18 protein-coding genes are annotated in these 15,946 nt (G+C 46.2%); 14 read left to right on the top strand and 4 right to left on the bottom strand.

Translation table 11 applies throughout. The features are described from left to right. Nucleotide 1: 1 nt before the first annotated feature. The 9 genes from VIR50_RS04360 to VIR50_RS04320 all read left to right on the top strand — a co-directional run bounded on the left by VIR50_RS04360 (nt 2) and on the right by VIR50_RS04320 (nt 8,739). Nucleotides 2-952: a glycosyltransferase family 2 protein gene (locus VIR50_RS04360; RefSeq protein ID WP_331933917.1), complete on the top strand. Its 951-nt coding sequence runs from the start codon at nt 2-4 to the stop codon at nt 950-952. 1 nt (nt 953) lies between these two features. After that, nucleotides 954-1,433: a DUF6452 family protein gene (locus VIR50_RS04355; RefSeq protein ID WP_331933916.1), complete on the top strand. Its 480-nt coding sequence runs from the start codon at nt 954-956 to the stop codon at nt 1,431-1,433. Beyond that, entirely contained in the window at nt 1,381-2,076 is a 696-nt protein-coding gene (locus tag VIR50_RS04350; protein ID WP_331933915.1) for a DUF6048 family protein, read from the top strand. The genes VIR50_RS04355 and VIR50_RS04350 overlap by 53 nt, the downstream gene beginning before the upstream one ends. Before the next feature lie 23 nt (nt 2,077-2,099). Further along, entirely contained in the window at nt 2,100-3,134 is a 1,035-nt protein-coding gene (locus VIR50_RS04345; protein WP_331933914.1) for an FAD:protein FMN transferase, read from the top strand. A gap of 39 nt (nt 3,135-3,173) precedes the next feature. Beyond that, complete coding sequence (locus VIR50_RS04340) at nt 3,174-3,842, top strand: Crp/Fnr family transcriptional regulator (RefSeq protein WP_331933913.1); 669 nt, start codon at nt 3,174-3,176, stop codon at nt 3,840-3,842. A 100-nt stretch (nt 3,843-3,942) separates the two neighbouring features. Beyond that, nucleotides 3,943-6,021: a M3 family metallopeptidase gene (locus VIR50_RS04335; RefSeq protein WP_331933912.1), complete on the top strand. Its 2,079-nt coding sequence runs from the start codon at nt 3,943-3,945 to the stop codon at nt 6,019-6,021. Then, on the top strand, nt 6,005-6,463 hold the full coding sequence (locus VIR50_RS04330; protein WP_331933911.1) for a deoxycytidylate deaminase: 459 nt from the start codon (nt 6,005-6,007) through the stop codon (nt 6,461-6,463). Before VIR50_RS04335 ends, VIR50_RS04330 begins: the two co-directional genes overlap by 17 nt. 16 nt (nt 6,464-6,479) lie before the next feature. Then, a complete protein-coding gene (locus tag VIR50_RS04325) occupies nt 6,480-8,189 on the top strand; it encodes a S41 family peptidase (RefSeq protein ID WP_331933910.1) in 1,710 nt (569 codons plus the stop codon). Further along, nucleotides 8,182-8,739 (top strand): 5-formyltetrahydrofolate cyclo-ligase, encoded by a 558-nt coding sequence (locus VIR50_RS04320; protein ID WP_331933909.1) that lies wholly within the window; start codon nt 8,182-8,184, stop codon nt 8,737-8,739. The genes VIR50_RS04325 and VIR50_RS04320 overlap by 8 nt, the downstream gene beginning before the upstream one ends. A gap of 18 nt (nt 8,740-8,757) precedes the next feature. Here the strand turns inward: VIR50_RS04320 and VIR50_RS04315 are convergent, their stop codons facing one another. After that, the gene (locus tag VIR50_RS04315) at nt 8,758-9,048 is read right to left on the bottom strand and encodes a DUF721 domain-containing protein (protein WP_331933908.1); all 291 of its coding nucleotides are present in this window, start codon (nt 9,046-9,048) and stop codon (nt 8,758-8,760) included. A gap of 10 nt (nt 9,049-9,058) precedes the next feature. Next, complete coding sequence (gene recF / locus VIR50_RS04310) at nt 9,059-10,162, bottom strand: DNA replication/repair protein RecF (RefSeq protein ID WP_331933907.1); 1,104 nt, start codon at nt 10,160-10,162, stop codon at nt 9,059-9,061. A gap of 187 nt (nt 10,163-10,349) precedes the next feature. Between recF and VIR50_RS04305 the strand changes: the two genes are divergently transcribed. From VIR50_RS04305 to VIR50_RS04295, 3 genes are read left to right on the top strand one after another with little or no spacing between them, the layout of a single operon-like run. Then, complete coding sequence (locus tag VIR50_RS04305) at nt 10,350-11,048, top strand: tetratricopeptide repeat protein (protein ID WP_331933906.1); 699 nt, start codon at nt 10,350-10,352, stop codon at nt 11,046-11,048. Between the two features lie 3 nt (nt 11,049-11,051). Beyond that, a complete protein-coding gene (gene ribH / locus VIR50_RS04300; protein ID WP_331933905.1) occupies nt 11,052-11,528 on the top strand; it encodes a 6,7-dimethyl-8-ribityllumazine synthase in 477 nt (158 codons plus the stop codon). A 15-nt stretch (nt 11,529-11,543) separates the two neighbouring features. Next, nucleotides 11,544-11,930, top strand: a complete 387-nt coding sequence (locus tag VIR50_RS04295; RefSeq protein WP_331933904.1) for a hypothetical protein — start codon at nt 11,544-11,546, stop codon at nt 11,928-11,930. Nucleotides 11,931-12,046: 116 nt separating this feature from the next. On the opposite strand, the gene VIR50_RS04290 is transcribed toward VIR50_RS04295, so the two are convergent. Further along, nucleotides 12,047-12,655 carry a DUF4738 domain-containing protein gene (locus VIR50_RS04290; RefSeq protein ID WP_331933903.1) on the bottom strand — a complete coding sequence of 203 codons (609 nt, stop codon included), beginning with the start codon at nt 12,653-12,655 and terminating at the stop codon, nt 12,047-12,049. A gap of 212 nt (nt 12,656-12,867) precedes the next feature. Between VIR50_RS04290 and VIR50_RS04285 the strand changes: the two genes are divergently transcribed. Together VIR50_RS04285 and VIR50_RS04280 are read left to right on the top strand one after the other, a co-directional pair. Continuing rightward, a complete protein-coding gene (locus tag VIR50_RS04285; RefSeq protein WP_331933902.1) occupies nt 12,868-13,554 on the top strand; it encodes a DUF4230 domain-containing protein in 687 nt (228 codons plus the stop codon). Then, nucleotides 13,532-14,179, top strand: a complete 648-nt coding sequence (locus VIR50_RS04280; protein ID WP_331933901.1) for a DUF4230 domain-containing protein — start codon at nt 13,532-13,534, stop codon at nt 14,177-14,179. Before VIR50_RS04285 ends, VIR50_RS04280 begins: the two co-directional genes overlap by 23 nt. A 200-nt stretch (nt 14,180-14,379) precedes the next feature. On the opposite strand, the gene pncB is transcribed toward VIR50_RS04280, so the two are convergent. Further along, the gene (gene pncB / locus VIR50_RS04275) at nt 14,380-15,585 is read right to left on the bottom strand and encodes a nicotinate phosphoribosyltransferase (protein ID WP_331933900.1); all 1,206 of its coding nucleotides are present in this window, start codon (nt 15,583-15,585) and stop codon (nt 14,380-14,382) included. Nucleotides 15,586-15,946 lie beyond the last annotated feature (361 nt).

Here is a 15,946-nt window from a genome sequence, read left to right as displayed (position 1 = left end):
CATGGATATATCAGTTATCGTTCCTCTGTTTAACGAGGAAGAATCTTTACCGGAACTGCATGCTTGGATTCAGCGCGTCATGAACGCCAACCAATACTCCTACGAAATCATCTTCATAAACGACGGCAGCACCGACCACTCGTGGGCCGTGATAGAGGACTTACAGCAAAAGGACCCTTGTGTGAAGGGCATAAAGTTCAGACGAAACTACGGAAAGAGCCCCGCCCTTTACTGCGGTTTCAAGGCTGCCCAAGGTGATGTTATCATCACGATGGACGCCGATTTGCAGGACTCACCCGACGAAATACCCGCTCTTTACACCATGATTACCGCCGAAGGTTACGACCTCGTGTCGGGTTACAAGCAGAAACGCTACGACCCGCTGTCGAAAACCATACCGACAAAGCTCTTCAACGCCACGGCAAGAAAGATTAGCGGAATTAACAACCTGCACGATTTCAACTGCGGATTGAAGGCCTATCGCAGGGATGTTGTGAAGAACATAGAGGTTTATGGCGAAATGCACAGATACATACCCTACCTTGCCAAGAACGCGGGATTCGACAAGATAGGCGAACGAATCGTACACCATCAGGCCCGAAAGTACGGCAAGAGCAAGTTTGGTTTGAACCGTTTTATCAATGGTTACCTTGATTTGCTTTCCCTATGGTTCCTCACCAACTTCGGCAAAAAGCCGATGCACGTCTTCGGGTTCTTGGGAAGTATCATGTTCCTGATAGGTTTCATCGCCGTTATCTGTATCGGCGTGGATAAGCTCTACGCACTGGCCAACGGCATTCCTCAACGTCTGATCACCGACTCGCCTTACTTCTTCATCGCCCTGACGACCATGTTGCTCGGCAGCCAATTCTTTTTGGCCGGATTCTTGGGCGACTTGTTGGCCCGCCAAAACCCCAATCGCAACGACTATCAGATAGAAAAGGAAATTTAACATGATGAAAAGAATCGGTATCATAGCGGCTTTGGTGCTCACGTTGGCAGCTTGTTCCACGATTGACTGCTCACTCAACAACCGGGCGGTGGCCACCTACAAGCTGGCCGGCGACGTGAAACAACTGACCAACCCGCTAACGGTGGCGGCCGACTTGGGCGATGGCAACGACTCCATTCTCCTGAATGAAGTCACGAAAGTAGACAGTTTCATCCTGCCTATGAGCTATAGCCGCAAGGAAGACGTGCTCCACTTTAAGCTCATCGTGGGCACAGACACGCTCAACGACAAGGTTTCCATCGGCAAGGAAGACCATCCCCGCTTTGAATCAGTGGACTGTAACCCCATCATATTCCATACGATTACGAAGGTAGAATATACCCGAAACTTTATCGACTCGATTGTCATCAACAATAAAAATGTTACCAATGGATTCGCCAAAAGCAATTTCCTCATTTATCTCAAGAGCCTTACTCACTAATCTTTTGCTGCTGATACTGCTGCCGGCAGTGGCACAAAAGCGCAAGAAAGTGATTGCCGTGGTGCCCGACACCATCCCCATGTGGCGTGGCGTGCAGGTCTCCGGCGACGTAGTAGGCTTGATTCAGCTTGCCGTTGGCAGCTATGGGCAGTACGAAGGGGCCGTAAAGGTGAATCTCAAAGATAAGTATTTTCCCGTCATAGAATTAGGATTGGGCAAAGCCGACGCCAACGATGCGGTGACACAACTTACCTACAAGACGAGCGCTCCCTACGGAAGAATCGGCATGGACTTCAACCTTATGAAGAACAAACACGACGTCTACCGCTTGTATGGCGGCTTCAGATACGCCTATACCAAGTTCAACTACGATGTTTCAAGTCCCGACCTGACCGACCCTATATGGGGAGACAAGATTAAATTCGAGGCCAACGACGTGGCCTGCAACTACCATTGGTTAGAAGCAGTGTTTGCTATTGACGCCAAAATATGGGGCCCCGTAAGAATGGGATGGAGCGTGAGATACAAACGAAGGATAACCCACACGCACGGGGATATAGGCGACGCGTGGTATGTACCGGGCTATGGAAAAGCCGGTAATACCCGATTGGGAGGAACATTCAATATCAGCATAGAAATATAAAAAGCGATATGACCGCAAACAAAATGACAAAGAAAAAGGCCGCATGGCAGATATTGTTCTTGACTTTCCTTGTCGTGGGCACCGTCATGATTATTCTTCAACAGAAGAACACAGCGTACCAACACGATGAGGGCTTCATCTTCGGCACGATATACCACATAACTTATCAGAGCAATGAGAACCTGAAAGAGGAGATTGAGCGTGAGCTGAAGAAGGTGGACGCGGAGTTCTCCATGTTCAACAAGCAGTCGAGTGTAACAGCTTTCAACCAAAAGAACAGCTTGGAAATGAGCCCTATGTTTGAGGATGTGTATCAGACGGCCGGCGAAATCAACAAAGAAACGGACGGCGCCTTTGATATTACGGTGGCTCCGCTGGTGAATGAGTGGGGATTTGGCTTCAAGAATCAGAAGTTTCCGTCTGCTTCCACCGTAAAAGAACTACTCAAGCATGTGGGTATGGAGAAGCTAAGTGTGAAGAAAGTCAACGGACACAGAGGCCGGAACACCCTGATAAAAACGGATAAGGCTACAATGCTCGACTTCAGCGCCATAGCGAAAGGCTACGGAAGCGACCGAGTGGCCACGTTACTACGGAGCCATGACATTAAGAATTTCATGGTAGAAATAGGTGGCGAGGTAGTAGCGAGTGGCGTCAGTGACAAACGTTTGCCGTGGAAAATAGGCGTTACGAAGCCTACCGATGACTCGATAAGCACCAATGGTGAGCTTCAAACCGTGTTGAACATCACCGATAAGGCCATGGCTACCAGTGGAAACTACCGCAACTTCTACTATCGGAATGGCAAGAAGTACGCCCACACCATTGATCCCAAGACGGGTTATCCCGTGCAACACAGTCTATTGTCGGCCACGGTGATTGCCAACCGATGTGCCGTGGCTGACGCCTATGCCACCTCATTCATGGTGATGGGCATAGAGAAAGCCAAGGAGGTTTTGAAGAACCACCCCGAACTGAAAGCGTATTTCATCTATTCCGATAAGGAAGGGGGCAATGCCATTTGGTACACCGATGGTCTTATAGAGCCTGCTAAATAGCATTTTAAAACATTTCGTGACGAAAAGAGGAAACAGAAAATGGATAGATTCGGGCGATACAACAGATTATTGGAACTGCCTTTGTTCTTAGGTCTGAACGGCCAAGACTTGGAATCAATCGTAGAACATACGAAACTCGGTTTTCTGAAATACCACAAAGGACAAACCGTTATCAGGGAGGGAGACCCTTGCAGGAGTATCTATCTGCTGCAAGCAGGACGGTTGGAGGTAACGACCGTATGCAAGTCGCACCCTTATGAGATAACGGAGGTGATGACAGCGCCCGACATTCTGCAACCCGAAAACCTATTCGGACTGCAACAATGCTACACGAGGACCTTCACAACACTGGAACAATGTAACTTCATCACCATAGATAAGGCCGAGCTTTTGAAGCTGGGCGACACTTATACCATATTCAAGATAAACTTGCTGAACCTCTTATCGGCTCAAATACAGAAGCTGCAACAACGCATTTTTAGGGATGTGCCTGAGTCACTCTCCGAACATATCGTCAGATTCATAGCCGACCGGTGCATAAAACCGGCAGGCCATGTGAGCATAAAGATAAGAATGAATCAATTGGCAGAGGAGCTGAACGACAGCAGACTGGATGTGTCGAAGGCGCTCAACGACCTGCAAGATAAAGGCCTCATCACCCTTTCACGCGGTAAAATAGATATTCCACAATTGGAAAAACTATTCTAAAGAAGATGAAATTGTTTAATATATGATAATAACAGTTTGACAATTAAGACAAACTGCTTATTTTTCTATAAATTTGCAAGGATAAAGGAGTAATATCAGTATGAATGAAAAGAATGTAGAGACGACGCAACGAATCAATCCATTTTTTATCCCTTATAACACGCCTCATAACACCGTACCTTTTGACAAAATCAAAACAGAGGACTACGAAGAGGCTTTCTTGGAAGGCATTAGACGTGATAATGAGGAAATAGAGAAAATCATTAACGATCCGGAAGTTCCGACCTTTGAAAACACAATCATAAGAGTAGATACCTCGAAAGGCGAACATTACTATGATCTGCTCGACCGTGTTTCCAATGTTTTCTCATGTATGATGAGCGCGGAGACCAATGACGAACTTGACGCATTGGCCCAAAAGCTAAGTCCTATCCTCACCAAGCACGCCAATGACATCAAACTCAACGAGAAATTATTCCAAAGAGTAAAATATGTTTATGACCATCATAGGGAGCTGACTCCCGAGGAGGCCATGCTCTTAGAGACCAGCTATGACGGCTTTGTCAGAAGTGGCGCGCTACTGGACGAGGCCGGCAAAGAGAAACTTCGTCAACTGACAGAAGAAGCCGGCGTGCTTACGCTACAGTTCTCACAGAACTTGCTCAAGGAAAACAAGGCTTATGAGCTTCATATTACTGATGAGAAAGACTTGGACGGCCTGCCCGATACCGCCGTGGAAGCCGCCCGGATGGCTGCCAAAGAGAAAAAGCAGGATGGTTGGTTGTTTACGCTCGACTTCCCCAGCTACTCTCCTTTCATGACGTATGCCAACAACAGAGCGCTCCGCCGACAGCTCTACATGGCCAAGAACACCGAATGTATTCATGACAACAGCGAAAATAACCTCGATATTTGCAAGCGCTTGGTTAATCTGCGCCGTGAGATTGCACAACTGTTGGGCTTTGACACCTATGCCGACTATGTGCTGAAACACCGCATGGCCGGTAATATTAATAATGTATATAAGCTCTTAAATGACCTTATTGACGCCTATAAGCCGAAAGCTATTGAGGAAGTAGCGGAAATAGAACGGCTGGCCAAGGACTTGGAAGGCGAAAGTTTCGAGTTGGAACCGTGGGATTTCAGCTACTACTCGCATAAACTCCAAATGCAGAAGTATGATTTGGACGCCGAAATGCTTCGCCCTTATTTCCAACTTGACAAGGTTATTGACGGCGTATTCGGCTTGGCCACCAAACTCTATGGCATTACTTTCAAGGAAAACAAAGACATTCCCGTATATCATCCGGACGTAAAGGCCTACGAGGTGTTCGATGAGGACGGAAGCTATCTGGCCGTGTTCTATGCCGATTTCCATCCTCGGAAAGGTAAACAAGGCGGAGCTTGGATGACCGAATTTCAAGGACAATGGATTGACCACAAAAGAAACAACGTGCGTCCGCATGTCAGTGTGGTCATGAACTTTACCAAACCTACGGATGAAAAGCCGGCTTTGCTCACTTTAGGGGAGGTAGAAACCTTCCTACATGAGTTCGGTCACTCACTCCACGGCTTGTTTGCCAACACACGGTTTGGAAGCCTTAGCGGCACGAATGTATGGTGGGACTTTGTGGAATTGCCCTCGCAGTTCATGGAAAACTTTGCGATAGAGAAAGAATTTCTGCGCACATTTGCTTTCCATTATCAAACGGGCGAGGCCCTACCCGACGGGTTGATCGAGCGAATTGTCAAGAGTCGCAACTTCATGGCTGCCTACGCATGTATGCGACAAGTAAGTTTCGGTCTGCTGGATATGGCATACTACACTAAGAAAGATACTTTCACGGACGATATTATCCCATTTGAGAAAGAGGCATGGAAGCCTGCCATCGTGACGAAACAATTGCCTGATACATGTATGACGGTGCAATTCTCCCACATCATGGCCGGCGGTTATGCGGCCGGATATTACAGTTATAAGTGGGCAGAAGTGCTCGATGCCGATGCCTTCAGCGCATTTAAGGAAGAAGGAATCTTCAATCGTGAGACGGCACGGCGCTTCAGGGACAACATACTTTCAAAGGGAGGAACCGAACATCCCATGACGCTCTATAAACGATTCCGTGGAAAGGAACCGAGTATCGACGCTTTATTAGAAAGAAATGGAATCAAAAGATAAACTTCATAAACTCGATTTGCGCTATCTACGGATGGCACAAATATGGGCCGAGAACAGCTATTGCATACGCCGAAAGGTGGGAGCGCTTGTTGTAAAGGACAAGAGAATTATCAGCGATGGCTATAATGGAACTCCCAGTGGGTTCCCCAACGTGTGTGAAGACGATAACAACGCCACGCTCCCATACGTGCTTCATGCCGAAGCGAATGCCATCACGAAGTTGGCCCGAAGTGGAAACAACAGTGACGGCAGCACACTCTACGTGACCGCATCGCCTTGCATTGAATGCGCCAAGCTCATCATACAAGCCGGTATTAAGCGGGTTGTATATGCCGAAAAGTATCGGCTGGAAGATGGTATTGACCTTCTGCGCAGGGCAAAAGTCGAAGTGGAGTACATGAATCCACAAGAAGAGTCGCCTATAAATGAACCTACGAAATAAAAAGATATAAGACATTATGGACCAGAAAAGGACGAACAGATACATGCCCATCCTAATGACACTTTGTATTGTCATTGGTATTCTGATTGGAAACTTCTTCGCCAATCACTTCTCAGGTAACAGACTGAATATTATCAACAGTGGAAGTAATCGGTTGAACAACCTATTGCATATCATCGATGATCAATATGTAGACAAGGTAAACATTGATTCGCTGGTGGATAAAGCCATTCCTCAAATCTTGGCAGAGCTCGACCCACACTCTGTTTACATCAGTGCGAAAGATGTTCAGTCGGCCAATGACGATCTTAAAGGTTCATTCTCAGGCGTTGGTATTGAATTCACAATCCGCCAAGATACGATTCACGTGCAGAACGTAATCAAGAATGGCCCTGCCGAACGGGCGGGATTATTGGCCGGCGATAAGATTGTAAACGTTGACAACAAGCCTTTTGTGGGCAAGGTTGTCACGAATGAGGAGGCCATGCACAGACTTAAAGGGCCTAAAGATACAAAAGTGAAAATCGGAGTCATCAGATATGGAGAGAAAAAGGTAAAGTTCTTTACCGTCACACGTGGCGAAATACCGCAAAAAAGTATCTCCACGACTTACATGATTGACGAAAACACGGGCTACATCCGTATCAAGAGCTTCGGTGAAACCACATATCCGGAACTCCTGATAGCTTTAGCGAAGCTGTCACAAGAGGGTTTCGAGAACCTCGTCATTGACCTGCGGGACAATACTGGTGGTTTGTTACAGAGCGCAGTGCAGATGGCTAATGAGTTCTTACCCAAGAACAAGCTGATTGTATATACCCAAGGACGTAAATCTCCTCGGCATGATTTCACGTCAGATGGCCATGGCAGCTATCAGAACATACCTTTGGTTGTGCTAATAAACGAAGGTTCAGCCTCTGCTTCTGAAATTTTTGCCGGTGCGATGCAGGACAATGACCGTGCCACTATCATTGGACGACGCTCTTTTGGTAAAGGTCTCGTGCAACAACAGATAGGCTTCCCCGACGGCAGCATGGTCAGATTGACCGTCGCCCGCTACTATACGCCATCCGGACGTTGCATCCAGAAGCCGTACACAAGTGGTGAAGATGTAAACTACATGCAGGATTTGATGACAAGATACCGCCATGGAGAGTTCTTCTCTCAAGACAGTATCAAGCATAACGGTCCGGCATATCACACCAATAATGGCCGCGCCGTTTATGGTGGAGGTGGCATTACACCCGATATTTTCGTCCCGGAAGACACGACCAACATCACTTCTTACTATAAACAAGCCAGCATGAGTGGACTCATTCTACAGTTTGCGTTCACTTATACGGATGACAACCGCCCCAAATTAAATAACTTTAAGGAAATGATGGAGCTGAATGACTACCTCGTAAAGCAAAATATGGTAGAAAAATTTGCCACTTACGCGGACGGTCATGGCCTGCAACGCCGTAACTTGATGATAAAGAAGAGCTACCCGCTCCTCGAACGCTACATCAACAGTAGAATCATTTACAACATGCTTGATGAAGGAGCTTGGAACGAATATCTCAACCAAGGCGATCCCGTTATCCAAAAGACATTGGAGATTTTCCACAAAAACGCGGCGTTCCCCAAGCCTCCCCAGCCAAAGAAAACCGGCAATAAAGAGAAGACGGCCATGCTTATGAACAAGAACTTTAGTCTTTATCACCACACAACAGCACATGCTTAAACAAGAACTAAGGACTATTATAAAAGAACGGAAGCGACAATTCACCCAACAACAGTTGAGGGAGTTGTCGCTTCCTGCCATCAAGAAATTGATGAATCATCAAGCCATTAAGGGCGCAAAAACTATCATGCTGTACTATTCAATGGCCGATGAGGTAGATACGCATGACCTGATAGAACAACTGATTGCCATGGATAAGATTGTCTTACTTCCAAAAATGATTGACAATCACACCATTGAAGCAAGGCTATACAAAAGTAAAGACGACTTAAAGGAGGCTCCTTCTTATCATATATTGGAGCCTATCGGGAATATCTTTACGAACTTAAATCAAATAGAAACCATCATAGTACCCGGCGTGAGCTTTGATAAAAACGGCAATAGGCTTGGCCGTGGAAAGGGATATTACGACCGTTTCCTATCTCAAGTGCCCAACGCCTACAAAATAGGCTTGTGCTTTGATTTCCAAATAATGGATGATATTCCCGTCGAAACGACGGATATTAAGATGAATGAAGTAATAGACAATTCTATTAAAAAGACCTGCTAAAATTCTTCACGCAGCCCTTTAAAATACTTTTACATCGGTTATCACTTGACTTCCAACCTGTTGATTCAACCTGATAACCAATTGTGAGCGCATCATTGATAAGTCTTGACGAAGAGCGGGATTGGTAATCTTCACATAAAGAGTTTGATTCCGAATAAACTTTTCCGTGGTATAACGCTCCACAACCTTACCTGCCACCGTTCCCCATGCCTCTATCAGACGCTTCTGTAACAGAGGAGTTTCAAACCCTTCCTGCCGTAAGATCTGCTGAAGCAGCTCACTGATTGACTTCACTTCACGCTTAAACATATACTACTCCTTAACGTTCTTGTGTAAATACGCCATTACTCACATTGAACAAAGTGTAATCTTTTGAGGTATGTCGTAAGATATAATCCAAATGGTCACGGTTGGTGTCGGTCATAAAGATTTGCCCAAAACGATCACTCGATACGAGCCGGACTATCTGTTCCACACGTCCCGCATCCAACTTATCAAAAATATCATCCAACAACAACAAAGGAACATTGTCCGGAGAAGTACGACGAAGAAACTCAAACTGCGCCAGTTTCAATGCCAAAACAAAGGTCTTGTTCTGTCCTTGACTACCCTCACGCTTTACGGAATAACCTCCAATACTCATTTCTAAATCATCCCGATGCACGCCATGCAGCGAATAGCCTATCGCCAAGTCCTTAAAACGGTCGCGCTGAATGACTTCCAATAACGGCCCACGCTGCCCATGGGAAACATAGCGCAAGGAAACGTCCTCCTTATCATCAGAAATCAATCGATAAATATCTTGAAAAACGGGTACAAGTTGCTCTATAAGGGCGGTCCGCTTTTGAAAGATCAACTCACCGGCCTCAGCCATCTGCTCCTCCCATAGTTCCATCAGGGACATGTCCGAAATATTCTCCTGCTTCAGCAGTACATTCCTTTGCTGCAGCGCTTTGTTATAAGTATTCAGACAATCCATGTACGACTTGTCATACTGAGCTATGACAACATCCATCAACTTACGCCTGTCGTCACTGCTGCCATCTATCAGATAGCTGTCTGAAGGTGAGATAAAAACCAATGGAATCAACCCGATATGCTGCGTCAATCGCTTATACTCCTTCTGATCACGGCGCACATGCTTCTTCTGCCCTCGCTTCATACCACAATAAATGCCCACTTGCTCGTCGTCATCGGTAAGATATTTCCCTTCAATTGTCATAAAGGGCGAGTCATGACAAATCACTTGAGAGTCTATAGGGTTAAAAGCGCTCCGACAAAAAGACAAATAGTAAATCGCATCCAGCATGTTCGTCTTCCCTTCACCGTTATTACCTATAAAACAATTGATTTTGGGTGATAACGAAAGAGAGGCAGCCCGGATATTGCGGTAATTGATAACAGAAATCTTATCGAGTATCATAATTCCTTGCAAAGTTACTTGTTTTAGGACTGAAAACGAAAAAAGTAATCGATTAATTTCACTATATGAGATTAATTCAGTAATTTTGCCACACTCCAAAAGCATAGCTATCACGCTTCAAAAGCATAGCTATGACATGAAATTGGAGTTTCTTTAATCGATTCATAATAAAAAAACAATAAAACAAATGGCAATCAAAAATGAACAAAGTGTTGAGGTAGAAGTTCTCAACCAGTCCGAAGCCTTCTTCAATAAGCACAAGAAGGTCATCCTTGGCGTTATATGCGCACTCATCGTAATCATTGCAGGCACCATCCTTTACAAGGCATATTATGCCGGACCACGTGAGGAAAAAGCCAGCACAGCCTTAGGAAAAGGTCAAGAATACTTCATGAATGACATGTTCGACAAGGCGCTCAACGGCGATGGCGCAGGTTACCAAGGTTTTATTAAGTTAACTTCTGACTTCAGCGGCACCGACGCCGCCAACCTCGCCAACCTATATGCAGGCTTGAGTTTTGTCAATTTGAAAAAGTGGAACGACGCTATCAAATACTTAGAGGCTTACTCTCCAAGCGATGATTCCATGATAAGTCCGGCGGCAACCGCTGCTTTGGGCAATGCCTACGCTCACATTAATCAGCTCGACAAGGCTGTCAGCAACCTCAAGAAAGCGGCCAGCATGGCTGACGACGCTACCAAAGACGGCACAAACAACAGTATCTCTGCCTCCTTCTTACTGCAAGCCGGCAAGATTCTTGAGAGCCAAAACAGAAACGAGGAGGCCCTCAAGATTTATCAGAACATTAAAGATAAATATGTCAATTGCGTTATTGTACAAAGCCAAGAGATTGACAAATATATCGAACGTACTTCTAACAAGTAAATAATGGCTACCGCTTTACACAATCTTTCCGACTATGATTTCACCAAGATTCCTGACGCCAGCAACATGTGTTTCGGCATTGTTGTAGCCGAATGGAATCCTGAAATCACGGGAGCCCTGCTTGACGGCGCAGTCAAGACTTTAGAAAAGCACGGAGCTATCCCCGAAAATATTCACGTGAAGACTGTCCCCGGCAGTTTTGAACTTATCTACGGAGCACGCCAAATGGTATTAAATGGTGGCTATGACGCCATCATTATCCTTGGCAGTGTCATCCGAGGAGAGACTCCACACTTTGATTATATCTGCGAGGGGGTAACCTATGGCATAGCCCGACTCAACGCATCGCAAGACATTCCCGTGATTTACGGACTGCTCACGACCAACGATTTGCAGCAAGCAAAGGACCGTAGTGGCGGCCGTTTGGGAAATAAAGGCGATGAATGTGCGGTAGACGCCATTAAAATGGCTAAGTTTTAAACTGATCTTTTCCTTATGAAACTCCAACAATTATTCCTTGCTTACGAGTTTGATGAAATCATGCCGATCATCAATGAAATGTTTCCGGGTACATCAAAGTATCGTGAACCGCTTCAACAAGCCTACGAAATACTGACTACCATGAAGCCGGTGGCCTCGAAGAAGACCATCCGCTATAAAATCATGGACGCTCCCGGAAGCAAGAATGAGCACTATATCGGTGCCAACGATGTTGATTTCAGGGGACCATGGGAGGTTAGTTTAGGCAAGGATGTGTCCCGAGAGAGAGGCGTGGACCTTAGCGACGCGGACGTGTTAGCTAACTGCTTGGTCAACTTGTGCTTCTTGGGAAGCTATCCAAAAGAGTTTGAAAAAGCCCATCAGGCCCTGCTTAAGCAATAATTATAGGCCAAAAACATATAAAAGGCAGAGAACCTTCACGAGGTTTCCCTGCCTTTTTTATTTCTTCATATCGTAGAGAATACTTTACGATAAACCGATAAACACCTTATCGTTTATCAAATACCTTCCTCCTCCGAAAGCTCAAGTTCCGACTTCTTCCTATCTGCCACTGATCTGTCAGCGCCCGTATCGAGCTGCGTATCTTTTGAGATAACGACGCCACCGTGGTTGTCTATCTTCAATACCAAAGGCACATACTCATCGCTCATCTTATCGGGCGACCCCACACTGGCGGCAAACACGAGCCGATTTCCCTCGGCCACATCGAGCACTATGCCCAGCAAAACGCTGTTCTTCTTATAGATTCCATCGATATATTTCTCAAAATCGGCCTTCCTGAAAGAGCGATTAAAGAACTCACTCCCATCCTTCCGCTTGATAACCACGGTGATGATATTGTCATAAAACCTTGCTCCGCTACCGTCATCCACCACCTGCAAATCGGCGTTGGCCTTGCGTCCCACAATCACTTTGTAACGAGAACCCAGCCATTCCACCTCACGCTCTTGCGTATAATCGCCTACTTTGGAGATGGTCCGCTGCGCCTTCTGCACCGGTTTGTGCGTAATAATAACATCAGACTTTTTCTTTTCACCACATCCGGTCAGCAAAGCAAAAGCTCCACCCAGCATAGCGATGAAAGAAAAGCGAAAGTACTTATTCATATCCTTTAAATAATTTATAGCGCAAAGTTAATAAAAATATCACGGGTTTACACTATCTTTGCATAAGATAAACTGCACTCGGCCATTGAAAAGTAAACTTTTATGACGCTCGTTTGTAATATCTTTGCATAAGATAAACTGCACTCGGCCATTGAAAAGTAAACTTTTATGGCGCTCGTTTGCATTATCTTTGCATCATAAGATAAGCACAAATGAAGAATATAGCCCATATCCTATTCATGACGGTATTGCTTTTGGCATGTTCAGAACAAAAGAAAACTGAAAGCAAAACCATTCTTCCAGACACCATCCCCATGATGATTCTCCAGATACAGAAGACTTCCAAGCTCTACACCACCGAATACCATCTGCACAAAATCATCACGCATAACGACAACAAGAGCCTTTCGGGAACGGTATTCAATAAGACTTTCCACATAGATTTACCCTTGGGCAAACGCAAGATTGCCATTCCTTTAGACGCCACTTTGAAGGCTTACATAGATTTCAGTGAGTTTTCAAAGGACAACGTAAGGACATCTGACGGCAAGATAGAGATTATCCTGCCCGATCCCCACTTGGCGTTGACCAGCACGAAAGTCAACCATCAGGACATCAAACAATACGTAGCTTTCACCCGTTCCAACTTTACCGACGAGGAACTCACATCCTTTGAGCGACAAGGACGGGCGGCCATAGTCAAGGACATAGCCTCATTGGGCATTATCGACATGGCCAAAGAGAACGCGGCGAAGACCCTTGTGCCCTTCATCCGCCAAATGGGATATAAGGAAGAGGATATTATCATCACGTTCAGAAAGCCATTCGGCGCCGCCGACATCGAAAAACTGATAGACAAACCCTCAACTATTGAAAATGGAAAACAAGTCATCCGGTAATTTTAAATACTTCATCAGCCATGTCTCACGCACGATATGGCTCATCATCGGCGCAGGTCTGCTACTGATCATCACCATCGCCGCCGGCCTGTACTTCATCAATCGAAACAACCACATAACGCTCTCGCACGACCGCAAGATAGAAATCACGCCCACACAGCTTGAAACCATCGAGGCCATTGGCGAATGGGAGTTTCTCGCCATCACCGATGAGGAGCTGGTAGACACCGTCCGCAAGGGCTTCTTTGGCGACAGCGAACTCGTCAGAATCTACTATGGCACGCTCCGTTTGGGTATCAACCTGCGCGACGCCGAGCCGGGATGGATCAAGGCCGACCATGATACCATCAAGGCAGTGCTGCCCCCTATCCGCCTACTCGATAAGGACTTTATCGACGAAGCCAAGACTCGCTCCTTCTATGAGCAAGGCAATTGGGACGCCAAAGCCCGTGAACAACTCTACGACAAGGCCTATCACACCATGTTACGCCGCTGCATGACGCCGTCAAACATCAAGAGTGCGGAGGAAAACGCCAGCCGACAGTTCCATCATCTATTGACTTCCATGGGATTTGAGTTCGTTCAAATCCGATTCAAAACCACGAAGGAAGAGGACAAAGGATGAGGAATGAAACTATGAGGGAATGATATTTAAGGACAAAGGATGAGGTGATGAGATGGCGAAGAGATGAAATGAAGGGAGAAAAGATGAGGGATAACTTTGTAATAAGATAAAAAAATCTACGCCACAGCGCTAAGGTTGGGGCGTAGATGGGATGATTCTATAAAACTAAAAGCAATCTATAAAATAATAAAGTCCGCATTTTATTCTTGGAAATGCAGGCAATCCATAAATCGCTTGATAACCTCGGGCTTGCCCGTATGCTTTCCCTTGTCTTCCGAAAGTTTGCAAGTATCGTTATAGAAGTCCCATGACTCGGTTATTTTAGCGGCCACCAACTTTATAACTATGTTCATAGGTTTCACTCCTTCAAAGTCATTGGTAAAGTGAGTGCCTATCCCGAACGAGGGCTGACATAAGTCCTTGGCATATCCTTGTATCTCAATGGCCCGGTCAGTATCGAGCGCATTGCTGAAAATTACTTGCTTCGACTTCGGGTCTATGCCCAACGAACGATACTTGGCGGCTATCTTCCGCAACTGATCATGGTTGTCGCCACTGTCTACCCGAAGGCCTTTGAACAAATTGGCAAAGTCTTCCGAGAAGTTCTTACAGAAGATGTCCCACCCGAAACTGTCATAAAGATAGGTGCCTAAAGCCCCCCTGAACGTGGCCCTCCAATTGTTCATGGCTATGTGATTGGCCATCTGCGGGCCATACATGCCACCGATGGCACACACGAACTCATGGGCCATCGTGCCCACCGGCAACACATCGTACTTCATGGCCAGATATACGTTGCTCGTACCCACAAACTTTCCGGGCCACGCTCCTGCCCTATCACAGTCGCGCATGGCTCTCACGACTATATCCTCGGCCTGCTTCGAGGCACGGCGACGGGTACCAAAGTCGCTGAACACACACCCTGCGGCCAGCAGTTTCTCGGCTTTGGCGTACGACTTTTCATAATAATGCGCATAGTCGAGCTTATCGGTTTGGCCCGTGAACATGTAATACAACTCCGACACGATGGCCAATACCTTCACCTCCAACAAGATAGTGTCCGACCAATTGCCCTCAAACTCTATGTGCAGATGGTTGTTATCATCCTGCCAAACGTCGACCCATTCATGGCGATAGCGGTAACCTTTCAGGTAAGTATAGAACCAATCAGGAATGTAATAACAGCGTTTGCGCATGAATTCCACCTCCTCGTCGGTTATCACAACGCTCTCCAGCATGATGATTTGCTCACGCACGGCCTCCGCGAAGCCATCGGGATAGACGGTATCGTCACGGTCTACAAAGGAATATTTCACGTGGGCACGGGGATAATTGTCGATTACCGCACAGCACATGGAGAACTTATAGAGATCATCATCTGTAAAATGAGTGATTATCTGTCGCATAATTTTATCATTGTTTATTGACGGCAAAGATAAAGATAATTAACTGATAACCAGCCCGAACATAAATAAAAAGCGTCCGTTGTTAACAATTGTTTCACCAATGGACGCCCGGCAGTTTTCCCGAAGGGCAGCTCTCACCGTGTAAAAGCTGCCTTTTGACCGCCTCAAAGCAGGCCTTTCGCAGGATGAAAGCGGCCCTTTGACCGCATCGAAAGGCCACGCTCGCAACAGCACCGAATCCTGCCGCCAAAATAACGAAACCATGCCTATACAGCGAGAAAGTTCTCACGACCCCACCACGCCAAACAAACGCTACGCCCATACCACACCTATTATTATATAGTAAGGCGCCAACCATACT

This window comes from Prevotella sp. (genome assembly GCF_036570325.1).
GTDB lineage: Bacteria > Bacteroidota > Bacteroidia > Bacteroidales > Bacteroidaceae > Prevotella.
This window is presented reverse-complemented; position numbering and strand designations above follow the sequence as displayed.